Source organism: Arachnia propionica (assembly GCF_037055325.1).
Taxonomy (GTDB): Bacteria; Actinomycetota; Actinomycetes; order Propionibacteriales; family Propionibacteriaceae; genus Arachnia.
Genome location: NZ_CP146373.1, coordinates 999,117 through 1,024,963, shown reverse-complemented (window position 1 = coordinate 1,024,963; position 25,847 = coordinate 999,117). Strand labels below are relative to the sequence as shown.

At 63.0% G+C, this 25,847-nt stretch carries 24 protein-coding genes and 2 tRNA genes; 22 read left to right on the top strand and 4 right to left on the bottom strand.

Annotated elements, in window-relative coordinates:
- Positions 1-57: 57 nt before the first annotated feature.
- Both V7R84_RS04800 and V7R84_RS04795 read right to left on the bottom strand, forming a co-directional pair.
- Positions 58-1,176, bottom strand: a complete 1,119-nt coding sequence (locus V7R84_RS04800) for a DUF4185 domain-containing protein (RefSeq protein ID WP_338572605.1) — start codon at positions 1,174-1,176, stop codon at positions 58-60.
- A gap of 192 nt (positions 1,177-1,368) precedes the next feature.
- Positions 1,369-1,441: transfer RNA gene (locus V7R84_RS04795), tRNA-His, on the bottom strand.
- 240 nt (positions 1,442-1,681) lie between these two features.
- On the opposite strand from V7R84_RS04795, the gene V7R84_RS04790 reads away from it, so the two are divergent.
- The 5 genes from V7R84_RS04790 (at position 1,682) to V7R84_RS04770 (ending at position 6,304) form a co-directional block, all read left to right on the top strand.
- Positions 1,682-2,137: a YbaB/EbfC family nucleoid-associated protein gene (locus V7R84_RS04790; protein WP_338572604.1), complete on the top strand. Its 456-nt coding sequence runs from the start codon at positions 1,682-1,684 to the stop codon at positions 2,135-2,137.
- Entirely contained in the window at positions 2,134-2,445 is a 312-nt protein-coding gene (locus tag V7R84_RS04785; RefSeq protein WP_338572602.1) for a hypothetical protein, read from the top strand. Before V7R84_RS04790 ends, V7R84_RS04785 begins: the two co-directional genes overlap by 4 nt.
- 14 nt (positions 2,446-2,459) lie before the next feature.
- Positions 2,460-3,950 carry a hypothetical protein gene (locus V7R84_RS04780; protein WP_338572599.1) on the top strand — a complete coding sequence of 497 codons (1,491 nt, stop codon included), beginning with the start codon at positions 2,460-2,462 and terminating at the stop codon, positions 3,948-3,950.
- Between the two features lie 30 nt (positions 3,951-3,980).
- Entirely contained in the window at positions 3,981-4,607 is a 627-nt protein-coding gene (locus V7R84_RS04775) for a hypothetical protein (RefSeq protein ID WP_338572596.1), read from the top strand.
- A gap of 383 nt (positions 4,608-4,990) precedes the next feature.
- On the top strand, positions 4,991-6,304 hold the full coding sequence (locus V7R84_RS04770; RefSeq protein WP_338572593.1) for an amidase family protein: 1,314 nt from the start codon (positions 4,991-4,993) through the stop codon (positions 6,302-6,304).
- Here V7R84_RS04770 and orn read toward each other — a convergent pair.
- On the bottom strand, positions 6,298-6,933 hold the full coding sequence (gene orn, locus V7R84_RS04765) for an oligoribonuclease (RefSeq protein ID WP_338572591.1): 636 nt from the start codon (positions 6,931-6,933) through the stop codon (positions 6,298-6,300). The genes V7R84_RS04770 and orn overlap by 7 nt on opposite strands.
- A gap of 130 nt (positions 6,934-7,063) precedes the next feature.
- On the opposite strand from orn, the gene V7R84_RS04760 reads away from it, so the two are divergent.
- The 6 genes from V7R84_RS04760 (at position 7,064) to uvrC (ending at position 15,536) form a co-directional block, all read left to right on the top strand.
- Positions 7,064-7,139 (top strand) — tRNA-Arg (locus V7R84_RS04760).
- A gap of 18 nt (positions 7,140-7,157) precedes the next feature.
- A complete protein-coding gene (locus V7R84_RS04755; RefSeq protein WP_338572588.1) occupies positions 7,158-8,435 on the top strand; it encodes a PrsW family intramembrane metalloprotease in 1,278 nt (425 codons plus the stop codon).
- Between the two features lie 26 nt (positions 8,436-8,461).
- Positions 8,462-10,183 (top strand): ABC transporter, encoded by a 1,722-nt coding sequence (locus tag V7R84_RS04750; protein ID WP_338572585.1) that lies wholly within the window; start codon positions 8,462-8,464, stop codon positions 10,181-10,183.
- A gap of 53 nt (positions 10,184-10,236) precedes the next feature.
- A complete protein-coding gene (locus V7R84_RS04745; protein ID WP_338572583.1) occupies positions 10,237-11,724 on the top strand; it encodes a YfjP family GTPase in 1,488 nt (495 codons plus the stop codon).
- 187 nt (positions 11,725-11,911) lie between these two features.
- Positions 11,912-13,594, top strand: a complete 1,683-nt coding sequence (gene ettA, locus V7R84_RS04740; protein ID WP_338572580.1) for an energy-dependent translational throttle protein EttA — start codon at positions 11,912-11,914, stop codon at positions 13,592-13,594.
- Between the two features lie 4 nt (positions 13,595-13,598).
- A complete protein-coding gene (uvrC, locus tag V7R84_RS04735) occupies positions 13,599-15,536 on the top strand; it encodes an excinuclease ABC subunit UvrC (protein WP_338572578.1) in 1,938 nt (645 codons plus the stop codon).
- Between the two features lie 121 nt (positions 15,537-15,657).
- On the opposite strand, the gene V7R84_RS04730 is transcribed toward uvrC, so the two are convergent.
- The gene (locus V7R84_RS04730) at positions 15,658-16,827 is read right to left on the bottom strand and encodes an MFS transporter (RefSeq protein WP_338572576.1); all 1,170 of its coding nucleotides are present in this window, start codon (positions 16,825-16,827) and stop codon (positions 15,658-15,660) included.
- 128 nt (positions 16,828-16,955) lie between these two features.
- On the opposite strand from V7R84_RS04730, the gene V7R84_RS04725 reads away from it, so the two are divergent.
- The 11 genes from V7R84_RS04725 to V7R84_RS04675 all read left to right on the top strand — a co-directional run bounded on the left by V7R84_RS04725 (position 16,956) and on the right by V7R84_RS04675 (position 25,777).
- Positions 16,956-17,531, top strand: coding sequence for a biotin transporter BioY (locus tag V7R84_RS04725; protein WP_338572573.1), 576 nt, complete (start codon positions 16,956-16,958; stop codon positions 17,529-17,531).
- A complete protein-coding gene (locus V7R84_RS04720; protein WP_338572570.1) occupies positions 17,528-18,226 on the top strand; it encodes an ABC transporter ATP-binding protein in 699 nt (232 codons plus the stop codon). Before V7R84_RS04725 ends, V7R84_RS04720 begins: the two co-directional genes overlap by 4 nt.
- Positions 18,223-18,846 carry an energy-coupling factor transporter transmembrane protein EcfT gene (locus V7R84_RS04715; RefSeq protein ID WP_338572568.1) on the top strand — a complete coding sequence of 208 codons (624 nt, stop codon included), beginning with the start codon at positions 18,223-18,225 and terminating at the stop codon, positions 18,844-18,846. The genes V7R84_RS04720 and V7R84_RS04715 overlap by 4 nt, the downstream gene beginning before the upstream one ends.
- A 114-nt stretch (positions 18,847-18,960) precedes the next feature.
- Positions 18,961-19,824, top strand: a complete 864-nt coding sequence (gene rapZ, locus V7R84_RS04710) for an RNase adapter RapZ (RefSeq protein WP_338572565.1) — start codon at positions 18,961-18,963, stop codon at positions 19,822-19,824.
- Positions 19,821-20,768, top strand: a complete 948-nt coding sequence (locus V7R84_RS04705) for a uridine diphosphate-N-acetylglucosamine-binding protein YvcK (RefSeq protein WP_338572562.1) — start codon at positions 19,821-19,823, stop codon at positions 20,766-20,768. The genes rapZ and V7R84_RS04705 overlap by 4 nt, the downstream gene beginning before the upstream one ends.
- Positions 20,769-20,807: 39 nt before the next feature.
- Entirely contained in the window at positions 20,808-21,791 is a 984-nt protein-coding gene (gene whiA / locus V7R84_RS04700; RefSeq protein ID WP_338572559.1) for a DNA-binding protein WhiA, read from the top strand.
- Positions 21,792-21,934: 143 nt separating this feature from the next.
- Positions 21,935-22,930, top strand: coding sequence for a type I glyceraldehyde-3-phosphate dehydrogenase (gene gap / locus V7R84_RS04695; protein ID WP_338572557.1), 996 nt, complete (start codon positions 21,935-21,937; stop codon positions 22,928-22,930).
- 81 nt (positions 22,931-23,011) lie between these two features.
- On the top strand, positions 23,012-24,223 hold the full coding sequence (locus tag V7R84_RS04690) for a phosphoglycerate kinase (RefSeq protein ID WP_338572555.1): 1,212 nt from the start codon (positions 23,012-23,014) through the stop codon (positions 24,221-24,223).
- Position 24,224: 1 nt separating this feature from the next.
- Entirely contained in the window at positions 24,225-24,998 is a 774-nt protein-coding gene (gene tpiA / locus V7R84_RS04685; protein ID WP_338572553.1) for a triose-phosphate isomerase, read from the top strand.
- Between the two features lie 128 nt (positions 24,999-25,126).
- Positions 25,127-25,387: a preprotein translocase subunit SecG gene (secG, locus tag V7R84_RS04680; RefSeq protein WP_338572551.1), complete on the top strand. Its 261-nt coding sequence runs from the start codon at positions 25,127-25,129 to the stop codon at positions 25,385-25,387.
- 33 nt (positions 25,388-25,420) lie between these two features.
- Positions 25,421-25,777 (top strand): RNA polymerase-binding protein RbpA, encoded by a 357-nt coding sequence (locus V7R84_RS04675; protein ID WP_338572550.1) that lies wholly within the window; start codon positions 25,421-25,423, stop codon positions 25,775-25,777.
- Positions 25,778-25,847 lie beyond the last annotated feature (70 nt).

Sequence of the window (25,847 nt, the reverse complement as noted above, 5' to 3'; positions counted from 1 at the left end):
AGGGGCAAAGCCGGGCAGGAGAGACGTGCCGAAGAGGGTACCGGGAACCTCACACCGTCAGAGTGTTCCTTGGTACTGCTCGATGTGATACGTCGTGGACACGCCGGCAGGGGTTTTTGACCAACGCGACACAATGAGATGTAGTTTCCCAAACCCGCGAGTGGACCATGGATGGATGAAACCACCGTAGAGATTCCAGTTAGTCACACCGTAAATCTGAACCTTCGGGTTGCTCCACACGCCGTCAGGGCGATCCGCGGTGCGTGTGACGAGCTGGTTGCGGGCGTAATCCATGTACGCCATCACCCAGGTTCCGTCGCGGAGTTTCCGGACCGATGGCTCCCCGAACTGCTCCTCGAGGATTGGTGTGCACGGGCGACCCCAGCCCCAGTCCGTGCCATTCCAACCCCAACCCTCGTATTCGTTTGGCCAGAACATGCGTTCCCATTTCACGCGTCGCAGCATCATGGGACCGTGCTGCCGCCCTGCGCGCACCGAGAAGATGTAGACATACTCACCGTCACGCTGCATCGTCCACATCTGGAAAGGGTCCTTGTTGTCGGCAGAGTTGTTCCACCGCAGATTGGTGCGATGGAAATCATTGCCATTGTCGGAGTAGGCCAGGCCTGCGAAACCGGATGTGAAAATGCCGTCGGCGCCCCTGTCATACCAGCTCTCCATGCTCATGAACGACACCAGTTGTCGACCGGTCTCTGGGAAGGAGATCCCATCGTTGGGGATGACGGTGAGTTCCTGGGTCCCTCCGACCATTCCTCCGTGGGCGTTGTACATCAGTTCCGGCGCGCGACCGTTTCCCGCCACCTTGGCGGCGCTGTCAAAGACGATTCCCTCAGGGGAACCGGGGTCGGAGGCCGATCGGAGCATCACCGGGGACCGGTGGTCGTCTCTGCCTTCCGGCCATGGTCCACCGAACGTGTCGCCCAGCAGGTAGCCGATTGAACCATTCTCGAGAACGTAGGGGATGCCGAGGTCTGTTCCCGCGACCCGCCAGTTGGTCGAGGTGTACATGTCAGCGCCGGTCAGGCGTTTCCTGTGAATGGCCAATGCTGAGGCCGATGTTTCCGGAGCAACGCCAGGGATGAGTGAGGATGCGCCTGCCAGGGTGGCACAGCCGAGGGCGGCTCGTCCGAAACTGCGGCGGTTCAAGGAAACCATGCGATTCTCCGATCAGATCGAGGGATAAAATTGAACCCTGCACGCAAAGGATACAGTAATGTATCGAACGGCGCCGGCCGTTGTTGCTGACAGGGTATGTATGCCGTGAATTTTGTGGGGCGCTGTGAAGCAGTTGCTGGCGTATTTCGAAGTCTCTGCTGCATGCAGTGCAGCGGCTCCCGCCGCCATGAGGGTGAGTAACGGGATTCGAACCCGCGACATCCTGGACCACAACCAGGTGCTCTACCAACTGAGCTATACCCACCACGGGCCACTGTGTCAGTGGCGACTGACAAACGATAGCGTATCGGCGACTCCCTTGGGAAATCTTCGTGGAATCCTCCGTCGGGGCTACGGGGCCTCTGGGTAGGGTCCCGGTGGCGTGAGCATCCAAACGGTTGTGCATGGGGTGACGGAATCCGACAGGTGTTACGCTTCGCCGTGGTAACCGTAACCCGCGGAGCAGCGCGGTTGGGTCCTCAGCGGGGAGTGTTGGAGGATCGTGATGGATGAGACGCAGGGTGCCATCGATCAGGCCGCAGCAGCCGCGAAGGCTCGCTTCGAGGCCATGGCTCGCAAGGCGCTGGAGCGGGGCGAGCGAGATCGTGAACTGGCCGCCAGGGTACAGGCGATGACCGCGACAGTGAGTTCACGAAGGAAAGAGGTGACGGTCACCGTTGACCACGGAGGGCGTGTGACCGATATGCAGATCTCGGATCGCGGGGTGGAACTGTCGGGGCAGGAGCTGTCGCGCGTGGTGCTGGAAACGATCAGGCAGGCCGGGCAAGAGGTGGGGAAGTCGGTAGGGGGGGCTGTCCGCGAGTCCTGGGGGGACGAGAGTCCCGAAACCGCCCGGACTCTTTCCTCGTATGACGTATTCGGTGCGCCCTCCGGAGGCGATGCCGATGACTCCTCCGGCAATGATGGCAGGCTGCCGTGGAATGTTGGGAGAAGGTCGTGACCGACATCGACATCTCTCTGCCGAGCTGGAGTGAACAGGGTGCAGGGTTGCGTGACAGCGGCTCTGCCGTCGCGGAAATCGGCGATGCCGCAATGAACACGATGTCGGGAAATCCTTACGGTGTTCTTCTCGCGCCGATTTTTCAACCCAGATACGTAGAGCTCAGCGGTGATTTCAAGACCACGAACTCCATTCTCGGGAAAGTGCTCGAGGCGACTGCGCAAGCCTTGGAAGACAGCGCTGCCGATTTCCATGAGACGGAAATGGCGCTCAAAGACGAATTCGGCAAGCTGATGAGCAGCATCTGAAACCGGGGTGCGACATGAGTGAACTGCTTGTAACTGAGAACAATCCCCAGGGGATTGGCTTTGTGGTTGGTGGTCAAGGGCGTTGGCAAGATGCGGCGAAGATTGGCCCGGTGGGGGATATCATCGATTTTACGGACGAGCTAGGGAATGGCGGATGGCTGGGCGAGTTCGCTGCCGTCGCGTCATTTGGGGCCAACGTCGTCTCGGCCGCGTTCAACCCGATCGCGACGGCCACCGGATGGGTGGCTTCGTGGATCATCGAACACATTTATCCTCTCCAGAACTGGCTGCAGGAGTTCACCGGGGACCCGGAGGAAATCGAAGCGGGCGCTTCGACCTGGCACAACATCTCCCTGGCCGCCCAGAAAGAGGCGGGAAATCTCGAGCTACTGCTCGGGAAGGTCGAAGGGCAGGTCTCAAGCACCCTGGACGCCTACAGGGCGCGGGTCGGCCAACTCAAAGAGGTTTTCGAGGCGCAGCAGGCCGCAGCGGAGCAGGTAGCAGGAGTGCTGCAGCGGCAGATGGGCATTGTCAAGTTCATCTACGAAATGATTCGCGACATGATCGCCGAAGCGCTGGGAATGTTCGCGCAATCCGTTGCCGAGGAGGTCTTCAGCCTTGGTCTTGCGACCCCTGCCGTGGTCGCGCAGATCTCGACCTGGTTGGGAGAAAAAGTCGTCAAGATCACCAAGTGGGTGAACAAGGCGATTGATGCGTTCGCCAAACTGAGCAAGATCACCGCCAAACTCGTCCAGGCCCTTCGCAAACTAGGGGAGTGGGGCAGCAAGTTGTTGAAGATCTTGGGAAAGCCCGGGGAGTGGAAGGATAGGGCGATCCAGGGGGCCGGCAGGCGTGTCGGGGAGAAGCTCGCGGACAAGCTCCCCGAATCCATGGTTGCCTCAAGGAGGGTGGCCAATATTGAGGCCACTCTCAAGAAGATGAAAAATGTCAAGAATGAAGAGGTGCTCCAAGGGTTGGAGAGGCAACTGCCGGACAGCTTCACAAAAACTCCGAATGTTCCAGAGGCGTCGGAAGGAAAAATCAGGATTCCTCCCGAGGCGACCCAGGATATCATTCGAGCCAAGGGGCCGAAGCAACTGGAAGAGGTTTTCGACAAGTACGGGATCGACAAGGATGGACCTTTTGACCTGGCGGGGTGGTCGCGTTCGCTCACGGATGATCAGAGAGTAATTTTCTCTCGTGGGCTCACGGGAGGTGAAGCCGGCGATTTCCTGCTTCGGCGTATGAGTAGGAAAGATCAGGTGAATTTCTTCAGCTCTCTCCCTGAGGCTCAGCAGCGTGACAGGCTTATGAAGTACGCGGGTTATGTCGTGGATCCTGAGAGCGGGCGTCGAGCTGCAGGTGTTCCCGACTGGGAGAATTATGAACAGGGTCGTGACTTCCTCGAGGATACGGCTGGGCCGCGGGCGTCCAGTGCGTCGAAAGCCGCAAAGGGGCTCGACGCCTACACCCGAGATGAAACGTACAGACCTCCTCAAAAGTAAGTTGCGTGTCCTGGTATAGGGGACGGCGACATGATTCGGTTGCTTGATGTTTTGTCGGCTCGAGTGTTGCCTATTGGCGGGTTTTTGTATGCGATTTTTCTGGCGGTGTGGGAGTCCCGTTTCCATGTTCCCTTTGGGGATTTGGCCATGCGGGGTGTGGTGCTCCAGACCGTTGGGTTATTTATTTTTGGGTTTGCGTGTCTGGGGCCGGGGTGGATGTGGGTGACGCGTTTCTATCCTCGTTATGTGAAGCTCAGGGGCTGGATGTACAGGGCTTCGCAGCTCGGCGGGTTTGTGGCTCTCGTGCTCCTGCTTGTGGCGGTGTGGGCTTTGGCGGCCGGGATTCAGAGCAGTGTGAATATCGTGAGAGATCTGAGCTCAGAGCCTGAAAGAAGCGACGGGGTTGTGTGCACCCATTTCAATCCAGAAATCATAACCCGTGGTAAGGGCGGTCGTTTTATTGGTGCTTTCATGGATGTTCGGTATGCGGATGGTGTGACGGAGAGGATACAGTTTTATCCCGCCCCGCGGGGGGCGTGGGGCACGGGGAAGGGCGCGGAGGCTGAGCGGTTGTGTTGGTCTGGTGCGCCTTTTACTTTGTGGCGTTGGCCGCGAACTGGCGTGATCGCCGATATCACCTCCAGCGGTGAGGAATGATCCGTCTTTCTTGTCGGGGGGATCGTCTGGAGTCATGGGTTTCTTAAATATCGCCGTGCGAGAGGTCCTGGATCTTCTCCGAATCGGAACTGTGCGGTGAGGACAAGGGGTGAGGATTTCGTCCTCGCTATTTCCTCGTGTGTGGATTGACGCTCCAGAGAGCGGATCAGAATCACGTGGGCGTTGGTGGGTCGTGGGCCGATTAGCTGCCGGGCCGGGGTACTCCTCAGTCCGATAGGTGGTCGTGAAGGTGGTCAGGGCCAGTACCTCATGGCACGCTTCCTTCGTCGTGACTGACCCCTCAATACGGCGGTCGTTGTTTGTGTCACGGAGGGCAGCAGTCCCCTCAGCGCCTGTTGTCCGGGCGTGCAAGGATGAACGGCATGGATCTTCTCGACGTTGGAGCCGCTGTCCTGGGCCGTCGACTTGGTGGCGGGGAGTCAACGGTCGAGGACCACGCCGAGCGGGTACTGGAACGCATCAGAAGACGCGACCCGGAACTGAACGCGTTCTCCCAGCTGAACCCCGGGGCGTTGACATGTGCCAGGGAACTCGACGCCACGCCGGCGCGTGAACGGAAAGCGCTGCCACTATTCGGGGTTCCGGTTGCCGTGAAGGAGGAAATCGAGGTGGCGGGGCTCGTCACCACCCTCGGGGGTCGCGGAAACACGACTCCCGCGGTCGTCGACTCGGAGGTGGTGGTCCGGCTGCGAGCTGCGGGCGCGATCATCATCGGCAAGACCAACATGCCCGAGTTTGGGCAGGCGCCCTTCACGGAGGGGGAGTGGGGTGTCACCCACAACTCCTGCGACCCGACCCGCAGCCCCGGCGGCTCGTCCGGTGGATCCGCCGTGGCGGTAGCCTCCGGCATGGTGCCGCTGGCCCTCGGCGGCGACGCCGGCGGTTCCATCCGCATCCCCGCCGCCTGGAACGGTGTGTTCGGCATCAAACCCAGCCGGGGCCGGGTCAGTACGGCCCCCCACTCACACCTGTGGCACAGGCTCGGCACCTACGGCCCCCTGGCCCGTAGCGTCGAGGACCTTCGGTTGGCGATGGCCGTCACGGCGTCTGAGCCCCCCGGCCCGAGGCCGGATGGGACACTCCGGGTGGGATGGAGCCTCGACTCCTGCCTGCCAGGCGTCAAACCCGATCCTCAGGTGGCCCGTGCCGTTGCGCGGGCGGCCGACAGACTGGCGGAGGAAGGCCACGAGGTCACCCGAGGATCGATCCGCTGGGCAGAGACCCCGCTCACTTTCATGGTGCAGTTCCACCTCGGGGTGCTCGACGAGGTGCGCAGGCTGGAACATCCCGAACGCATCGAGAAACGTTCGCAGCGGATAGCGGCAATGGCTCGCATGCTGCCGCCGGGGGCGTTGCGCTGGGCAGAGCGCAGCACCACCCGGGTGGAAAGGGCCATGGAGCGGATCTTCCGGCGGATCGATGTGCTGCTCACCCCGGTGACCCCCACGCTGCCGCCGCCGATCCGGCGTGTGCACCGGATGGGCTACCTCGCGGGCCAGCAGATTTCGGCGAAGGTCATCGCCTACACCTCGTACTGGAACCTCGCCGGCCACCCGGCCCTCAGCGTGCCCGTCGGTATCAGCTCGGAGGGGCTTCCCCTGGCGGTTCAGGTGATCGGTCGACCGGGCGAGGACGATCTCGTCCTGGAGATCGGGGAGCGGCTGACCCGCTACTGATCGGACTCGACATCCGGGGCGGTCAGACCCGTCAAGCTACCGCGGTGGCGGGCCGCGATCTGCTTGGCCTGGTTTGTGGTGGGGCCGGGGGCAGCGACGAACATGGCCTCACGGTAGTAGCGCAACTCCTCGATGGACTCCTGGATGTCAGCCAGCGCCCGGTGGTTTCCCTGCTTGGCAGGAGCCTGGTAGAGCACCCGCGGGAACCAGCGCCGCGCCAGCTCCTTCAAGGAGGAGACGTCCACGTTGCGGTAGTGGACATGGGCCTCCAGCTCGGGCATGTCCCGGGCCAGGAATGCGCGATCCGTCCCGATGGTGTTGCCTGCCAAGGGTGCTTTGCGGGCGGTGGGCACGAACTCCCGGACGTAGTCGAGGACCACCTGAGTGGCCTCCGTCATTGTGGTTCCGTTGGCCAGGGCATCCAGGAGCCCCGAATCGGTGTGCATCTTGCGGACAAAATCGCTCATCCCAGCCAGCTGCTCTTCACGAGGCTTGATCAACACGTCGACGCCCTCGCCCAGCACGTTCAGGTCCTTGTCCGTGACGAGTGCCGCAACCTCGATCAGCGCGTCGCGTTCCAGGTCCAGCCCGGTCATCTCGCAGTCAATCCACACCAGTTCATCGCTCACCGATCCAGAGTATTGCCCAAACCCTGCACCGTGCACAGCAAGAACCGATCGGGATGCGTAGAATCTGCGGTCAAGAGATTCTGAACGCTGGGATGGCTGAAGTAGCGATTCCTGTGCGACGGACCTCTAGGCCCCAGTAGCTCAGTGGATAGAGCAACAGCCTTCTAATCTGTAGTGCGCAGGTTCGAGTCCTGCCTGGGGCGCCAAGTACCCTGTAGGTCATCATGACTCAGGTTGTAGATCGGCAACGCTGGCTCTCGGGCCTTCCCACCGCCTCCCATCGTCCTTGGTGGCAGCGCATGCTACGCAGCCCTTTGTTCTGGATCACCCTCGTTCTGGTCCCGTTCTTCGCCTACAACCTGGTGGACCAATACCAGATGTTGAGCCCTGACCGCACCTATCCCGACGGAACCGTGGCCCTTGGGTTGAACAACGAATCCCTGCGGATGGCGGCGTACTGGGCGATGTGGACGGCCTTGGTGTACACGGTCCTGTTCATCTGGCTCGACAGGTTCCGGCCCCAGAAACCACTCATCTGGTTCCTGTCCTTCGGGTGGGGGGCGTGCACCGCGACGTGGGCGAGCATCTACATCAACTCGTGGGCGGGGCAGATGATGCAGACCACCAGCGCCGCAGCGGACTCGGGTACGCGACCCGCGATCTTCATCGCCCCGTTCGTTGAGGAGGCCACGAAGGCAACCGTCCTGTTCCTGCTGGTCATCTTTTACCGGAATCGTTTCATCTCGCGGATCAGCGTCGTCTCCTTGGCCGGGCTGTCCGCGATCGGCTTCGCCTTCGTGGAGAACATCATCTACTACGCGCGAGTGGTCGTATTCGCGAACAACCACATCGAGGTCGGTGATCCAGAACAGGCGGTGCTCAAGTTGGTCATGCTCCGGGGCGTCTACACATCCTTTGGACACCCGGTTTTCACGATGATGACCGCTTTCGGAATCTCCGTCGCTCTCGGTGCGCGCAGCAAATGGGTGCGGGTAACGGCGCCACTGGCGGGCTTCCTGCTTGCTGCCGGGGCGCACATGCTCTTCAACGGTGTCTCGAGCACGAACCCGGTCGACAACCTCAGGAATCAGTGGTATATGGCTCTCGGCTTCGTGGCCGTGATCGTTCTCTTCCTGGTGGCGAGCGTGGTGGGGGAAACCCGCGTGCTGCGGCACCGGTTCATCGATCTCAGGCAGGGGGGTTGGCTCGAGGATCAAGACGTGATCGTCTACTCGAGTCCGTTTCGGCGCATCAAGCTGCACCTGGCAGGAATCTGCCGGGGGCCGAAGATGTGGTGGCGGACCGCGAGATTCATGCGCCTAATCACCGAATTGGCGCATACACGGGAGCAGACCACCCGTGGCACCGTCGGCCCCGGCTCCGATCACCGCACCCACGAACTGGTGCATCAGATCGAGGAACTACGCCCCGATGCGCTCACTGATACCCGGGGGCTTACCATCATTCCCAGGCGTCGCTCCCACAGCGGCGTCACCGCCTAGTCACCCTTCCCCACAACCCCCACTTCATGAAGAATTCTCTGGCTGATGCCCTGACCGGGCTTTTCCTGGTCCTGCCCAACATTCGTTTTCCCGTTCCCTTGGACGGCGCCGAGGCCCTGGCGACGAGGGCCCGAGCCGTGAGCCGGCAGGTGGAGGACTATCTCCTGCCCAGGGCACGTCGTCTGGATGCCCCGCTGCTGGTTGTGGTCGGAGGGTCGACGGGCGCGGGAAAATCCACGATCGTTAACTCCCTGCTGGGGAAGGTCGTGACCCGAGCCGGGGTGCGCCGCCCCACAACCACCGCCCCCACCCTGATCTGTAGCCGGGAGGACCTGGACTGGTTCCGTTCGGGGGCCGTGCTACCCGAACTCGTCCGGACCGATCGCGAGACCGAGGGGTCGCGGGCCCTGCGCATAGTCACCACCGACTCGCTTCCGGCAGGCATGGCGTTGCTAGACGCTCCCGACATCGACTCGATCGATGACGACAACCGGATGCTCTCCCGGCAGCTCCTGGCGGCAGCCGATCTGTGGCTGTTCGTGACGACCGCCACTCGGTATGCGGATGCCGTTGCTTGGGAACTCCTGGGGGCGGCTGCGGCGCGTAACGTGGCCATCGCCCTGGTCCTCAACCGTTGTCCGCGGATTTCTGTACCGGAATTGCGCTCCCACCTGGGGCGACTCCTGACCGCGCGGGGGATCCAGCTTCGCGGGTTGTTCAGTGTTGCCGAGCAGGAAAACCTGAAGGAGGGAATCCTACCTGCAGAGCTGGTCGCGGAGCTGGATCAATGGCTCGACGGAGTCGTTGGGGATCGCCAGGAACGTCGTGCCGTCGCGGTTCAAACCTTGGCCGGTGCAGTCAGGGGGCTGGACGCGGAACTGCGCTACCTGGCCGATGGAAGCCGCAGCCAGCTTGCTGCCGTCAGCCAGCTGCGGGATTCGGCAGAGATGGAATTCCGGTTGGCGATGGAGGAGATCAACCGTGCGACCGCGGATGGTTCCATGCTCCGCGGGGAGGTGCTCGGTCGGTGGCATGACATGGTCGGCACGGGAGACCTGATGCGCGGCATCGAGGAGCGGATTGCCGCCGCCCGTGATCGCCTCACCGAGTGGGTCACCGGGCGGAAACGGGTCGAGCCGGTCGAGGCCGCCATCTCGGAGGGGCTCGTCGCGTTGATCGTCGAACATGGAACAGCTGCCTGCCAGCGCGCAGCGAACCATTGGTCGCTGACCCCGTGGGGGCAAGCGCTTGTGGCCGGGGACCGGGATTCGTTGAGTAGGCCTGATCCTTCCTTCACGGCCGAGGCGGAGCGACTCGTCAAGACCTGGCAGGGGGATATCCTCACCATCCTCGAGCAGGAAGGCCGCTCCAAGAGACGCACAGCCCGGTTCCTGGCGCTCGGCACCAATGCCATCGCTGTTGCCCTGGTGATCACGGTGTTCGCCACCACGGGCGGGTTGACCACAGCAGAGGTGGGGATCGCCGGAGGTTCCTCCGTACTTGCACAGCGTTTCCTGGAGGGAATCTTCGGGGATGAGGCCGTCAGGCGCCTTGCCGCACGTGCTCGGGCTGAACTGGACAAACGGATCTCGGCGCTGCTCGGATCCCAGTTCGCTCGATTCGACGCTCGCCTGGATCAGCTAGGCGTGGAGGCCAGTCTTCCTGATCGCCTGATTCGCGCCGCTGACGAATTGAAACTGGCCAGCGCGGATGCGTTTGAGGCTCTCACCAGGCCGGAGGGTTACTGATGCACTCCAGGCTGAATTGCCTGACCGAGCTGATCGATGTTACGCGAGGGCGCGTGTCGGACGATTTGACGGGGCACGCCGTCAAGACCTTGGAACGAGCCGGTCAGCGTCTCCGCTGGGGGGAACAGACCGTCGTGGCGTTAGCCGGATCGACCGGCTCCGGGAAATCATCGCTGATGAACGCGCTGGTGGGATCGGACGTCGCGGAAGTGGGGGTGTTGCGCCCCACCACCGCTGAAACCCTTGCTGTGAGCTTCGGGAACACCAACGCCGAGCTCCTGGACTGGCTCCGGGTAAAGCGCCGTCGGGAGGTGCCGGTCGGGCAGAACGGTTTCGGGGGGATGGTGCTGCTGGATCTGCCAGATCACGATTCCATGGTGTCCGCCCACCGAGCCGAGGTGGACCGGATGGTGCCTGTCGTTGATCAGCTTATCTGGGTGCTGGATCCTCAGAAATATGCGGATGCGGCGGTGCATCACGGCTATCTGAAGCCGCTTTCCCGGCACGGTGAGGTGATGGTGGTTGTGCTGAACCAGGTGGATCGGATACGCGCTGTCGATCTGGACGACTGCCTGGCTCATCTGAGACAACTGCTCGACTCCGACGGCTTGAAGGACGTGCCGCTGTTCGCCACCAGCACCGTGACCGGGACCGGGGTCGATGCGCTGCGGGAACACCTGGCCAATGTCGTCGCTGGGAAACGCGCCGCCAGGACCAGGCTGTGCGTGGAACTGGATCAGCTAGCAGAGCAGTTTGACGAGACCTGCCGTGCCGGGCTGGAGGAACCCAGCGATGAGGATGTCGAGGTGTTGGAAGTCGGGCTGGCCGAGGTCGCAGGAGTGCCGCGGATGATCGATGTGGCGGCGGAAACCATCCGGTACCGCGGCGCGCTGGCGACGGGATGGCCGATGACTCGGTGGATGCACAGGCTGCGTTCTGACCCGCTGAAACGGTTCCGTACGGCAGGTAACGGTTTCACACCTGACCGTGGACCAGTAGCCATGGCCCAGCTCAGGACAACACTGCGTCAATTCTCGGATGCGGTAGGAAACGGCCTGGGGGAGGACTGGAAACGAGCTCTAGAGGAGGCGTGCCGGCGTGATCACGATCTCCTGCCAGATCTGCTGGCGGAGGCGATTGCGGCGACGGATCTGGGGCTCTCCAGGAATCCGGGCTGGTGGCGCGCAGTCCGGGGAATCCAGTGGTTTCTGCTGGCTGTCGCGATGCTGGGCCTCGGCTGGTTGCTGGCGAACCTGCTGTTAGCCTGGGTCGGTCTCCCAGGCCTGGTAGTCCCGGGCGGTGGGGGTGGGATGAGCATCCCGGCGCTGCTCATCATCGGAGGGGTTGGGGGCGGGCTGTTGTTCTCGTTCCTGTCGAGGGGGCTCGTCGCTGCAGGGGAACGCTCCGGGATACGGCAGGTTGCGCGAAGACTGCGTGCCGCGGTCGGAAAGGTGGGGCGGGAACACGTCGTGGCCCCACTGACGGCAGAACTGGGACGCCTGGCCGAGGCTCGCCGATTGATACGGGGTCTTCGGGGTTAGTTCCCATTGTGAAAGTCATGCCTGACCGTTGCACACCGGACTGGGCGATCCGGCGTCCCGCCACCGCGCTCGGTGGTGTCCTTCCGCGAAGAACACCACTGCAGAAATGTCGCTGCGCCCAGTCCGGCACTTTCGCAACAGAAATCAGCTGGCATACTGGCCAGCGGTCAAGATTGAAGGGATGTCGATGGCGGAGTTCATCTACACGATGCAGAAGGTCCGCAAAACTGCGGGCGAGAAACTGATCCTCGATGACGTCACGCTGGCGTTCTTCCCCGGCGCGAAGATCGGTGTCGTGGGTCCGAATGGCGCGGGCAAGTCGACGCTGCTGAAGGTGATGGCGGGGCTGGAGCAGCCGAACAACGGAGAGGCCAACCTCGCCAAGGGGGCCAGCGTCGGCATTCTTCTGCAGGAGCCGCCACTGACAGAGGGCAAGACGGTCCAGGAGAACGTCGAAGAGGCCGTGGCCGACATCAAGGCGAAGATGAAACGCTTCGACGAGATCGGTATGGAGATGGCCGAACCTGACGCGGACTTCGACTCTCTGATGGCCGAGATGGGCAATCTCCAGACCGAACTCGACGCCCACAACGCCTGGGACATTGATGCCCGCCTGGAACAAGCCATGGATGCTCTCCAGTGTCCCCCGCCGGACACCGTCGTCGACATTCTGTCCGGAGGAGAACGGCGTCGCGTCGCCCTGTGTAAACTGCTGCTCCAGCAACCCGACCTGTTGCTTCTCGACGAGCCGACCAACCACCTCGACGCCGAATCCGTGAACTGGCTCGAAGGACACCTCAAGACTTACCCCGGGGCAGTATTGGCCGTCACCCACGACCGCTACTTCCTGGACAACGTCGCCGAGTGGATCTGCGAAGTCGACCGCGGGAAGCTGCATCCTTACGAGGGCAACTACTCCACCTATCTGGAGACCAAACGACAGCGCCTCCAGATCGAGGGCAAGAAGGACGCCAAGCGTGCCAAAATCTTGGAGAAGGAACTCGAATGGGTCCGCTCCTCCCCGAAGGCTCGTCAGGCCAAGAACAAGGCCCGCTTGCAGCGCTACGAAGAGCTTGCGGCCGAAGCCGAGCGGTTCCGCAAGATCGACACCGCCGAGATCAACATCCCGCCCGGTCCGCGGCTGGGATCGGTCGTGCTCGAGGTCAAAGACCTCAACAAGGGTTTCGGGGACCGGGTGCTGATCAAGGACCTGTCGTTCTCGCTGCCGCGCGCTGGCATTGTCGGCATCATCGGCCCCAACGGTGTCGGCAAAACCACCTTGTTCAAGACCATCACCGGCCAGGAGGAGGCCGATGCCGGAACCGTGAAGGTCGGTGAGACGGTTTCGTTCAGCTACGTGGACCAGAACCGCGCTGGAATCGACGCGGAGGAGAACGTGTGGCAGGTGGTCTCCGATGGCCTCGACCACATCAAGGTGGCGAACTTCGAGATGCCGTCGCGGGCCTACGTGGCCTCCTTCGGTTTCAAGGGCCCCGACCAGCAGAAGAAGGCCGGGGTGCTCTCTGGTGGTGAACGCAACCGCCTCAACCTGGCGCTGACCCTCAAACAGGGTGGCAACGTGCTGCTGCTCGACGAACCCACCAACGACCTCGACGTGGAGACCCTCTCCAGTCTTGAGGATGCGCTGCTGGAGTTCCCGGGCTGCGCCGTCGTGATCTCCCACGATCGGTGGTTCCTGGACCGGGTGGCCACCCACATGCTTGCCTGGGAGGGCGAGGACGAGGACGGAACACCGCGCTGGTTTTGGTTCGAGGGCAACTTCGCTGACTACGAGGCAAACAAGATCGAACGGCTCGGCGCCGATGCGGCCCGACCGCACGCATCCAAGCACCGCAGACTGACCCGCTGAGGCGATGGCTGACCCGGCCAGCTACCGGCCCAGGCCGGGCAGCATCCCCACGGATCCCGGCGTCTACCGGTTCTTCGACGCCTTCGGGAACATCATCTATGTCGGCAAGGCGAAGAACCTGCGTTCCCGCCTGAACTCCTATTTCGCCGATCCTTCGTCGCTGCACTTTCGCACCCAGACGATGGTCAGGACCGCTGCCAGGGTGGAGTGGACCGTGGTGGCGAACGAGCTTGAGGCACTCCAGCTCGAATACACCTGGATCCAACAGTTCGACCCGCGGTTCAACGTCAAGTACCGCGACGACAAGTCCTACCCGTGGCTTGCGATCACCTGGAACGAAACCTATCCCCGGGTGTTCGTCGGTCGCGGCGCGAAGCGACGCGGCACCCGCTACTTCGGTCCCTTCGGACAGGCCTGGGCCATCCGGGAAACAGTGGACGCGCTGCTGCGGGTGTTCCCCATGCGGTCCTGCACCGACGGAGTGTTCAAACGCGCCAGGGCATCGGGGCGTCCGTGCCTGCTGGGCGACATCGGGAAGTGCTCGGCCCCATGCGTTGGGAGAGTGGGCTCGGAGGAGCACCGGGAGATCGTAGATGGTTTTTGCCGTTTCATGGCAGGAGATTCGGATCGCATCGTCCAGGAACTGGAACGCGAGATGTTTGAGGCCTCCGCCGAGATGAACTTCGAACGGGCCGCAGTGCTGCGCGACCAGTTGGCGGGACTGACGAAGGCCCAGGAACGCAACACGGTGGTGCTGCCGGAGACCACCAGGGCCGACGTGGTGGGTTTCGCCGACGACGGCCAGCAGGTGGCGGTTCAGATCTTCCACATCCGCGGCGGTCGGATCACGGGGGAGCGGGGCTGGATCGCCGACCGTTCCGACGACCGCGACTTGGCTGAGCTGCTGGAACCCTTCCTGCTCCAGCTCTACACCGACGAGAACCCGCCACCCCCGCTGATCCTCAGCTCCGTACCCGCCGAGCCGGAGCTGATCGCCCTGCTCGAAGAGATGCGCGGCGCGCGGGTCGAAGTGCGGGTCCCGGTCCGAGGCGACAAGCGCACCCTCCTGGAAACCGTGCTGCGCAACGCCGAGCTGTCCCTGCAGCAGCAGGCAACCAGGCGGGCATCGGACCTGACCACCCGGAACCGGGCGCTGGAAGAGATCGCCGATGCCCTGGGCCTGGCGGAACCGCCCCTGCGCATCGAATGCTTCGACATCTCACACACCCAAGGCAGCGAGGTCGTCGGCTCCATGGTGGTCTTCGAGGACGGCCTGGCCCGCAAATCCGACTACCGGAGATTCGTCATCAAAAGCTTCGAGGGATCCAACGACGTGGCGGCCATGGACGAGGTACTGAGCCGGCGCCTCGGCAGGCTGTTGGACGAACGCGGTCGCGATGAGGGCGAATCCGGGCCGCTGCTGGTGGATCCCACCACAGGTGCCCCCCGCAAGTTCGCCTATGCGCCTGCTCTGATCGTCGTTGACGGTGGCTCCCCACAGGTGGCAGCAGCTGCGCGGGTACTGGAGGAGTTCGGCCTGAGCGGGCAGATCGCCCTGTGCGGGCTGGCCAAACGCCTGGAGGAGGTGTGGCTGCCGGGTGAGGAATACCCGGTGATCCTGCCTCGTGCATCCGAGGGGCTGTACCTGCTGCAGCGGGTTCGTGACGAGGCCCACCGGTTCGCCATCACGCACCACCGGAGCAGGCGCAGCAAGTCGATGTTGTCCTCCGCCCTGGATGCGGTACCCGGCCTGGGGGAGATGCGCCGAAAAGCATTGCTCTCCCATTTCGGGTCGCTGAAAAAGCTACGCGGAGCCACTCCGGAGGAGATTGCTGCCGTCCCCGGGATCGGAGCCACACTGGCCGCCGCCATCCACGAGGCCGTTTCCGGTGTGGGTGGCGAGGCCCTCAACCTGGCCACCGGAGAGGTTACGCCGACCTGAAAAGGCTGGTGTGGGGTCCCGGACCGTCGGTATCACGGTCACAGAAAGCAGTCTGCGAACGAGGCCTCGAAGTTGAGGCACAAGTGTGGTGCCAGCCCACGCCTCACATCCTCTGAATGGTTCAGGAACGTGCGTTTCTCAGATCAGCCTGGATGTTGCGGAAAGTGGCGGTCGCCAGTACTGCCAGGGCGCCGATGGTGAGGCTGGCGAGCATCCCGCCCCGGCCCCCGTCGAGGGAATCGATGGCGATGCCTGCCAAAGCGGAACCCATCGCGGCGCCGATCAGTTGGCCCGTGGTGATCCAGCCGTAGGCCTCGGCGGTGTCCGCGAAGGGCACGCTGCCGGCTATCACTGATGAGATGGCTGCTATTGAAGGCGCGGTGCCCAGCCCCGAGACGAACAAAGCCAACGCCAGCCCCCCGAAGCCCGATACCAGCACGGCAGCGACCAGTCCGAGGGTCATGACCAGCAAGCGCGTAGGGAGAGACCAAGGCCTGATGGGTCGCTGTCCGATCGCGAATCCACCGATCATGGAACCGAGGGCCGAGATGGCCAGGATGATCCCGCCGAGTAGCGAACCCTCCCCGAACCAGGCCACCACCGCTGCCTCCATGGCTGCCAGGGAACCGATCAGCAGCAGGGAGACCAGGACCATGAGCAGCACTGAGGGGTTCGCCAGCACCTTCCCGAAACGCCCCGTCGCCCGGGGGATTCGCAGGCCCCGGACGGCTGGTTCGAGTATGAACAGCATTCCCCCGGCCAGCTGGATCCCTGTGACGATTAGGAGAGCGGCCACCGTCCCCAGGTACACCACCAGCGTGGTGATCACCACGGGACCGAAAACCCAGATGATCTCCTGCAGCGCGGCGTCGAGGCTGAACAGTGGGGTGACGAGGTGCTGCGGCACCAGTTTCGGGTAGAGGGTGCGGACGGTGGGCAGGACGGGCGGGATGGTGGCCCCGGCCACCGCGGCCAACAGCGTCATTGCCCACAGGGGGAGCTGGAAGATCACCAGAGGGGTCAGGGAGACCGTGGTCACCAGCAAACAGGTCAGCAGTACCGGCAGGGTGCCGAACCGGTTGAGCTGCCGGGTGATGACAGGCCCCGCCGCTGCCATGCCGATCGAAAATGCTGCCAGTACCGTGCCGGCGGAGGTGTAGTTGCCCTGTACGTGTTCGACGTGCATCAGCATGCCGAGTGAGAACATCCCGGCAGGCAGCCTTGCGGCGAGCTGGCTGGCCATGACTCTCGCCAGTCCTGGGGTCCGCAGCAGTTCGGCAAAATCGCGCACGGGCGAAGTGTACGGGTAGGCGACGGGAATTCTCTGAGCAGGTGACAAAGCCACGATTTGAACGCTGTTCAACATGGGGTGTTGAATATCTTCGTTCCGCATCGTCAACAACCAAGCAGGAGGTAACAGTGTCTGAATCGGCTCGTTCCTTCCGGGGAGGCGACCTCGCCTACGTGGCCGTGTTCGCAGCCCTCATCGCCGCGCTCGCGATCGTGCCCGGTTTCAACATCGGTCCCGTTCCATTCACCCTGCAGACCATCGGCGTCGGTCTTGCGGGCCTATGTCTGGGTGCCTGGCGTGGATTCTCGGCGGTCCTGCTGTACCTCCTGGTTGGGGCAGCTGGTCTTCCCGTCTTCGCCCGCGGAGGGGCTGGGCTCGCATCCTTCGCGGGTCCGACCGGTGGCTACTTGCTGGCTTTCCCGCTGGCCGCGCTGCTGGCTGGATTCGTCGCTACAATGGCGCTGAAACGAGGACTAAGTGCTAGTACTCCGGTGATCTTCTTCCTGGGCCTACTCCTGGGTCGCTATCTCATCATCCTCCCCCTAGGGGTGGTCGGAATGATGCGAGCCGGTGGGATGGACTTCGGCAAGGCGCTCGGGATTGACATGGCGTTCTGGGTGAGTGACGCCATCAAGAGCGTGGTCGTTGTGATCCTGGCCTACGCGGTTCACCGAGCTTTCCCACGCCTGCTGGCCCAGCGGTGATCCGACTTGCCGACGTCGGCCTCGTCATCCCACCGATTCACAAGGGTGACGAGGCCAGGGTGCTGCTCAAAGAGATCAACCTGACCCTCGCGGAGCGGCGTATAGCAGTGATCGGTGCCAATGGATCCGGCAAATCGACCCTGCTGAGGCTTTTCAATGGCATGCGTCAGCCGACGTCCGGCACCGTGAGCGTCAAGGGCCACGATGTCGCCAAGGAACCGCGAAAGGTTCGCCAGCTCGTCGGATTCATCTTCACCGATCCGCTGGCCCAGCTGCTGATGTCCACTCCGATCGAGGACCTGACCCTCAGTCTTGGACACCTGCCCAAGAAGGAGCGAGCAGGTCGTGCACAGCAGATTCTCGATGAGCGAGGACTGGGGCATGTGGCCCACCAGAGCATCTACGACCTCTCCGGTGGGGAGCGTCAGATGGTGGCGCTGGCCAGTGTGCTGGCCGTTCGACCGGAGGTGATTGTGGCAGACGAACCCACCACCTTGCTCGACCTGCGCAACAAACTGGCCCTGCGACGCGCCTTCGCTGAGCTGGAGCAACAGGTCATCTATTCCACCCATGACATGGCCGTGGCGGCCGATGCTGACCGGGTGATCGTCATCGAGAAGGGACAGGTGGCCGCTGACGGCGAACCTGGTGAAGCCATCGCCTGGTACGAGAGCGCCATGGGGGGCACCGGGTGAATGTGCACGCGAGCCTGCTCGGTCTCCACCAGCCGGGGGAGGGGTGGCTGTTCCGGCTCGGGGTGGGATGGAAATACCTCCTCATGCTCACCCTGAGCATCCCCGCCCTGGTCCTTCAGGCCTGGCCGGTCACCTGTGGGTCACTGGCCCTGACAGTCGTGTTGTTGATGAGCTCCGGGGTCGGTCCGGCCCGGGCGCTGCGGATCGGATGGGTGATGTGGCTGATCCTCGGGTTGCTGGTCGCCTACCAGCTGGTGGTTCTGAATCCGCACGCGGCAGTGGTCGTGCCCGGGAACCTGCTGCTGGCCATCCTTGCGGCGCGTCTGTTAACCCTCACCACCCCGACACCGGCGCTGATGGACGCCCTGATCGTGGCCCTGCATCCGCTCAGGTTTGTCGGCCTCAACCCCGAGCGGACAGCACTGGCGGTGGCTCTGATGATCCGCTCCATCCCCTACCTGCTAGGTCTGTTTGACGACGCGAGGGACGCCGCCCGTGCCCGCGGGGCGGAACGCAACGTGGTGGCGCTCCTCATGCCGATGGTGCTCGGGTCCGTCGCTCACGCGGAACGCACGGGGGAAGCCCTGGCTGCTCGGGGTCTTGGCGAACGCGAACGGTGATGAACCTCACCGGAATGAACACGGGCGGTTACGTAGGGTACGGGGCGACACAACTCCACCGATGGTGTGGGTGAAATCGTGATGCCGTCCAGGCGAGCGACTAGTGTCTCTTCCATGGTGGAAGTGCAGGGGCCTGCGGAGATCGTGATCGTGACCGGATTGTCCGGAGCAGGACGGCGTACAGCCGCCCACACCATGGAGGATCTCGGATGGTACGTGGTGGACAACCTACCTCCAGCGATGCTGCCGATTCTCGTGGACAGGATGGGGATGACCGAGCGACTGGCGGTTGTGGTCGACGTGCGTTCCCGTGAGGAGTTCGAGCAGCTGCCCACCTCTTTCGCAGAGGTCAAGGCGCGAGGTTGTCGCGTCACGGTGCTGTTCCTGGAGGCCAGCGACGACGTGATCGTGCAACGTCAGGAGTCCAACCGCCGACCGCTTCCGCTGCAATATGACGGTCGGCTGCTTGACGGCATCGTGCGTGAACGGCGTCTTCTGGCGGATTTGCGGGCCTCCGCCGACATCGTCGTCGACACATCCCGGCTCAGTGCCCGACAGCTCGCCCAGCGCATCTCCAATCATTTCGGGACCGATGCCACGGACAACCTGAGCGTCGCTCTGATGTCGTTCGGCTTCAAGAACGGACTGCCGGTCGATGCCGACATCGTCTTCGATGTGCGTTTCCTGCCAAACCCGTACTGGGTTCCGGAGCTGCGTCCTAAGACCGGGCTTTCGCCGGACGTCGCCTCCTATGTGCTCTCTCAAGAGGCCGCCCAGGAGTTCCAGGGATGCATGCTGGGAATCATCGATGTGGCGGCCCCCGGATATCTCACGGAGGGTAAGCGTCAGGTCACCGTTGCGATCGGGTGTACGGGAGGCAAGCACCGTTCCACATCCATGACCGAGGAACTGGCGAGCCGGTTGCGCGCTCGAGGATACGGTGTCAGTGTGCTGCATCGGGATCTGGGGAAGGAATGAACCGACCGAGAGGATCCGCCATCGTCGCTTTCGGGGGAGGCCACGGACTCCACACCTCCCTGACTGCCCTGCGTCGGATCACCGACCGGCTCACGGCCGTGGTCACGGTGGCTGATGACGGCGGCTCCTCCGGAAGATTGCGCAGGGAGTTCGGCTGCCTGCCGCCCGGCGATCTCCGCATGGCCCTGGCGGCACTGTGCGGCGACGACCAGGTGGGGCGGCGTTGGGCGGGCGTTCTTCAATCGAGGTTCTCCGGAGATGGGCCGCTGAGTGGACACGCCATCGGGAATCTGCTCATAGCAGGTCTCTGGCAGCAGTTGGATGATCCCGTGGCGGGCCTCGACATGGTTGGGGAGCTGCTCAGGACCCGGGGTAGGGTGCTTCCGATGAGCTCGGTTCCCCTGCAGATCGAGGCCGATGTGCTGGGACTCGACCCGCTTGCCCCGGATGAGCTGTGCACCTTGGCGGGGCAGGCAACTGTCGCCAAGACCCGAGCGACGGTCCAGTCGGTTCGGTTGATACCTGAGAATCCACCCGCCCATCCGGAGGCGGTGGCGGCGGTCCGGCAGGCCGACGCGATCGTAATGGGGCCTGGATCCTGGTTCACCTCGGTGATCCCACATCTGCTGGTCCCGGAACTGCGTGAAGCGATCCTTTCCACGCCGGCCCGCCGCATCCTCGTCATGAATATTGCTGCCGCTGATGAAACCGATGGGTTTACTGCCTCGCGGCACATCGAGTTGCTGGCGGAGCACGCGCCGACTCTGCGCCTCGACTTCGTGTTGGCTGACGTCGGTTTCGTCGGTTCCGATCGCCATCTCACCAGGTTCGCCGCCTCGCTTGGAGCTGAACTGGCGGTTGCCGACATCCGCTGTCACGACGGCAGTGCTCGCCACGATCCGAAACGACTCGCTGATGCCTACCAGGAGCTTCTTGCCAGCTGAAGCCCACGCCACGAGAGATTTGATGGAATGATTGCTTCCATGGCGTTGACTCAGAAGGTGAAGACGGAGTTGGCGGCGGTGGCAACCCCCCACCCAAATGCGCGTCGGGCGGAGGTCGCGACGATGCTCAGGTTCGGAGGTGGGCTCCACCTCGTGGGTGGCCGCATCGTCATTGAGGCGGAACTGGACTCCGCCCCGGCGGCTCGAAGGCTACGCACCTACATCCATGATCTTTATTCCTTGGACTCGGATCTTCTGGTGATCAACGCCACAGGGCTGCGCCGCACCACCCGATACGCGGTACGGGTCATCCGCGACGGCGAGGCCCTGGCCCGGCTCACCGGTTTGGTGGATCAGCGGCGGCGCCCGGTCAGGGGGCTGCCAGCCGTGGTTGTCGGAGGCTCCATCGCCGATTCTGTCGCGGTGTGGCGTGGGGCGTTCCTAGCCCGTGGATCCCTGACCGAGCCGGGGCGTTCCATGGCCCTCGAGGTCACATGTCCTGGATCGGAGGCTGCATTGGCGCTCAGCGGTGCCGCCCGCAGGCTCGGCATCACAGTGAAATCACGCGAGTCGCGTGGTGTTGATCGCGTGGTTCTCCGGGATGGTGAGGCCATCGCTGACCTGCTGACCCGGATGGGAGCCCAGGAAACGCGCCTGATCTGGGAGGAACGTCGTATGAGGCGAGAGGTCAAGGCCCAGGCGAACCGATTGGCAAATTTCGACGACGCGAATCTGCGGCGTTCTGCCAGGGCCGCGGTTGCCGCCAGTGCCAGGGTGGAACGTGCCCTGGAGATTCTGGGAGAGGATGCCCCCGCGCACCTGGTTGCCGCGGGCAAGCTTCGCATCGAACACCGCCAGGCGAGCCTGGAAGAGCTTGGCAAACTGCACGACCCGCCACTGACAAAGGATGCAGTGGCCGGGCGCATCCGGCGTCTGCTCGCCACAGCCGACAAGGCTGCCGAGGCTGCGGGCATCCCCAACACCGAAGCCTCATTGCCCGCTGACCTGGGTGAAGCCCAGTAATTGGGGGACGTTCGACTTTCACCTGTGCCGAACCCTTCTGGGTTTGGGTTTGAATGGCTAGGATGGGGCTGTCCGAAGGGCGTCGGCTGCGCCACCCAGGTGCGGCGGGCTCCCAGGTATCTCTCGAAGGGGATCTATTCGAAATGACCGTCAAGGTTGGAATCAACGGCTTTGGCCGCATTGGACGCAACTACTTCCGCGCGCTCGTTGCATCCGGCGCTGACCTCGAGGTGGTTGCCGTCAACGACCTCACTGACAACAAGACCCTTGCCCACCTCCTGAAATACGACTCCATCCTCGGACGCTTCCCCGAAGAAGTCTCCTACGACGATGACGCCATCAAGGTGGGTGGTAAGGAGATCAAGGCCTTCGCCGAGAAGGATCCGGCGAATCTTCCCTGGGGCAAGCTGGGGGTCGACATCGTCATCGAGTCCACCGGTTTCTTCACCGACGCCACCAAGGCCAAGGCCCACCTGGATGCCGGTGCCAAGAAAGTGTTGATCTCTGCCCCGGCCAAGAACGAGGACATCACCATCGTCATGGGGGTCAATGACGACAAGTATGATCCGGCGGCCCACAACATCATCTCCAATGCGTCCTGCACCACCAACTGCCTGGCCCCAATGGCAAAGGCCCTCAATGATGGTCTCGGTATCGTCAAGGGCCTGATGACCACCATCCACGCCTATACCCAGGACCAGAACTTGCAGGATGGCCCGCACAAGGATCTGCGCCGTGCCCGCGCAGCCGCCCTCAACATCGTGCCGACCACAACCGGTGCCGCGAAGGCCGTTTCCCTGGTGCTGCCCGAGTTGAAGGGCAAGCTCGACGGGTACGCGCTGCGTGTTCCGACCCCCACCGGTTCCGCCACGGATCTCACCTTCGAGGCTCCCCGTGAGACCACGGTTGAGGAAATCAACGAAATCGTGAAGAAGGCCGCCGATGGTCGGGTCCTCGTCTACACCGATGAGCCCATTGTCAGCACGGACATCGAGACCGACTCGGCCTCCTGCACTTTCGACGCCCAGCTGACCAAGGTCATCGGCAATCAGGTCAAGGTCGTCGGCTGGTACGACAACGAGTGGGGCTATTCGAATCGCCTCGTGGACCTCACGGTGCTCGTTGGCAGCAAGCTCTGATCTCACTCAAGAAGTGACGCTTCGGCCCCGTCTGCACTCGTGCTGGCGGGGCCGGCGCGTCCCCACCCGAAAGGACCTTCAATGAAATCTGTCTCCCAGCTCGGAGACCTCGCCGGTAAGCGTGTGGTTGTTCGCTGCGATTTCAACGTGCCTCTGGACGGTGACAAGAACATCACCGATGATGGTCGAATCCGCGCTGCCCTGCCCACCTTGAATGAACTGCGCGAAGCGGGGGCCCGGATCGTCATCCTGGCACATCTCGGGCGTCCTAAGGGCGAACCCGATCCCAAGTTCTCCCTCGCCCCTGTTGCGGTTCGTCTCGGCGAACTACTTGGCGCCCGGGTGAGATTCGCCACCGACGTGGTGGGTCCGTCGGCGAAGGCTACCGTCGATTCCCTCGGGGACGGTGAGGTAGCCCTCCTGGAGAACGTCCGTTTCGAGGCCGGGGAGAAATCCAAGGACGAGATCGTCCGTAAGGAGCTGGCTGAGAAATACGCTGCCTTCGGGGATTTCTTCGTTTCGAACGGTTTCGGCGTGGTGCACCGTAAGGAGGCCTCCGTCTACGACATCGCGACGTTGCTGCCGTCGGCTGCCGGTTCGCTCGTGAAGGCGGAGATTGACGTCTTGGAGGGCCTCACCGAGGCTCCGAAACGTCCATTTGTCGTGGTGCTCGGTGGCGCGAAGGTGGCTGACAAGCTGGCCGTCATCGACAACCTCCTCAAGGTGGCTGACACCCTTGTCATCGGCGGTGGTATGGCCTTCACCTTCCTCAAGGCTCAAGGGCTGGGGGTTGGGAAGTCGCTGGTTGACGACGCGTCCATCGAGGCCTGCACCGGTTACCTGAAGGCTGCCGAGGCAGCAGGCAAGCGCATCCTGCTTCCTGTCGACGTGCGCGTCGCATCCGAGGTCGATTTCGGCACGTGCACCGTCGGTCAGGTGGATGTGGTCCCCACCGACGCCATCCCCGCCGACAAGATGGGTCTTGACATCGGGCCCGCCACCGAGAAGTTGTTTGGTGACGCGATCCGCCAGGCCAGGTCGGTTTTCTGGAACGGACCCATGGGAGTGTTCGAGATTCCCGGCTTGGAATCCGGTACCCGAACGGTCGCTCAGGCCCTCACTGAGGTCGACGGCGTCAGCGTTGTGGGTGGCGGTGACTCGGCCTCGGCGGTGCGGGCTCTCGGGTTCCCGGAGGATGCGTTCGGGCACATCTCCACCGGTGGTGGCGCATCGTTGGAGCTGATGGAGGGCAAGGTCCTTCCTGGTATCGCTGTTCTGAAGGAAGGCAACTGACATGGCACGCAAACCGATCATGGCCGGAAACTGGAAGATGAACCTGAACCACGTCGAGGCGACGGGGCTCGTCCAGAAACTGGCCTGGACCTTGGCCGACAAGGAGTACGACGGTAGCTCCGTCGAATGTGTGGTCATTCCACCATTCACGGACCTGCGCACTGTACAGACCCTCATCGAGGGGGACCGGTTCCCGCTTCAACTCGGGGCACAGAATGTTTCCGAGCATGATTCGGGTGCCTACACGGGCGAGATCAGTGCCGGAATGCTGGCGAAGCTGGGTGTTCGCTACGTGGTGGTCGGGCACTCGGAGCGGCGCGAATACCACGGTGAAACCGATGCCCTGATCAACGCCAAGGCTCTGAAAATCCTGGCGGCTGACATGGTCCCGATCATCTGCTGCGGCGAGGGCCTGGACGTTCGTAAGGAGGGGCGCCAGGTCGCGTACACTCTCGAGCAGGTTCGTGGTTGCCTGAAGGAGATCCCTGCCGAGAAGGTGGCCTCGCTTGTCATCGCCTACGAGCCGGTGTGGGCCATCGGCACGGGTGAGGTTGCCACTCCGGAGGATGCGCAGGAGGTCTGTGGGGCGATCCGTGAAGAGGTCGCGAGGTTGTATGACCGCACCACTGCGGATTCGGTCCGGATCCAGTACGGGGGGTCTGTGAAGGCTTCCAACGTGGCCGAGATCATGGCCCAGCCGGATGTCGATGGCGCCCTGGTAGGAGGAGCCAGCCTGAAGGCCGAGGAGTTTGCCTCGATCGTTCTGTTCGCTTGAGAACTGCTCCGTGCAATGGGGTTGTCACCGGGTTTGCCGGTGACAACCCCATTGCTGAGCCATCGGATGAAACGTCGTGAAACACCCGCGATGTGGTGGATTTGATTCCCTCGGTTAAACTACTGCGCGTGATTGTCCCCCTCGTCAGCTGGCCCATAGCCACCCTGTCGGTCATCCTGATTATTTTGAGTGCGTTGCTGGCTCTGTCAGTGCTCCTCCATAAGGGCCGTGGTGGCGGCATGTCCGACCTGTTTGGTGGCGGCATGTCCACTTCTATGGGCGGTGTGTCCACTGCTGAGCGGCGATTGGACCGCATCACCCTTGTGCTGACGCTGATCTGGGTGTTGACGATCATCGGTCTGCTGGTGCTCTACCGCATCGAAGTCTGACAAGAGAATGTTTTCGAGCCTTGAGGAGTAGTTGTGGCAGGTGGCAACGCCATCCGGGGTAGCCGAGTCGGAGCCGGACCAATGGGTGAGGCCGAAAGGGGTGATGCCGCCCCGAGGCTTCACGTCTCCTACTACTGCGCGAGCGGGCATGAGACCCGCCCCGCATTCGCCGCCGACGCGGTGATTCCTGAGTCCTGGGATTGTCCCCGTTGCGGACTGCCCGCCAACACCGACGCGGAGAATCCTCCGCCTCCGCCAAAGATCACCCCGTACAAGACCCATCTCGCCTATGTGAAGGAACGTCGCACCGATGAGGAGGCGGCGCAGATCCTGGAGGAAGCGGTGTCCTCGCTGAGGGCTCGCCGGGCAGCTGGCGAAATCCTCTACTAATGAGGCGAAAGACTTCAGTGTGAGTGAATCCCCGCCCAGCCATGGCTGGGCGGGGATTCACTCTTCTGGT

Excerpts from the sequence above, each read along its gene's own strand:
- V7R84_RS04800 (WP_338572605.1), bottom strand. The coding sequence starts at position 1,176 with ATGGTTTCCTTGAACCGCCGCAGTTTCGGACGAGCCGCCCTCGGCTGT.
- V7R84_RS04790 (WP_338572604.1), top strand. The coding sequence starts at position 1,682 with ATGGATGAGACGCAGGGTGCCATCGATCAGGCCGCAGCAGCCGCGAAG.
- V7R84_RS04780 (WP_338572599.1), top strand. The coding sequence starts at position 2,460 with ATGAGTGAACTGCTTGTAACTGAGAACAATCCCCAGGGGATTGGCTTT.
- V7R84_RS04775 (WP_338572596.1), top strand. The coding sequence starts at position 3,981 with ATGATTCGGTTGCTTGATGTTTTGTCGGCTCGAGTGTTGCCTATTGGC.
- V7R84_RS04770 (WP_338572593.1), top strand. The coding sequence starts at position 4,991 with ATGGATCTTCTCGACGTTGGAGCCGCTGTCCTGGGCCGTCGACTTGGT.
- V7R84_RS04755 (WP_338572588.1), top strand. The coding sequence starts at position 7,158 with ATGACTCAGGTTGTAGATCGGCAACGCTGGCTCTCGGGCCTTCCCACC.
- V7R84_RS04750 (WP_338572585.1), top strand. The coding sequence starts at position 8,462 with ATGAAGAATTCTCTGGCTGATGCCCTGACCGGGCTTTTCCTGGTCCTG.
- ettA (WP_338572580.1), top strand. The coding sequence starts at position 11,912 with ATGGCGGAGTTCATCTACACGATGCAGAAGGTCCGCAAAACTGCGGGC.
- uvrC (WP_338572578.1), top strand. The coding sequence starts at position 13,599 with ATGGCTGACCCGGCCAGCTACCGGCCCAGGCCGGGCAGCATCCCCACG.
- rapZ (WP_338572565.1), top strand. The coding sequence starts at position 18,961 with ATGGTGGAAGTGCAGGGGCCTGCGGAGATCGTGATCGTGACCGGATTG.
- V7R84_RS04705 (WP_338572562.1), top strand. The coding sequence starts at position 19,821 with ATGAACCGACCGAGAGGATCCGCCATCGTCGCTTTCGGGGGAGGCCAC.
- whiA (WP_338572559.1), top strand. The coding sequence starts at position 20,808 with ATGGCGTTGACTCAGAAGGTGAAGACGGAGTTGGCGGCGGTGGCAACC.
- gap (WP_338572557.1), top strand. The coding sequence starts at position 21,935 with ATGACCGTCAAGGTTGGAATCAACGGCTTTGGCCGCATTGGACGCAAC.
- V7R84_RS04690 (WP_338572555.1), top strand. The coding sequence starts at position 23,012 with ATGAAATCTGTCTCCCAGCTCGGAGACCTCGCCGGTAAGCGTGTGGTT.
- tpiA (WP_338572553.1), top strand. The coding sequence starts at position 24,225 with ATGGCACGCAAACCGATCATGGCCGGAAACTGGAAGATGAACCTGAAC.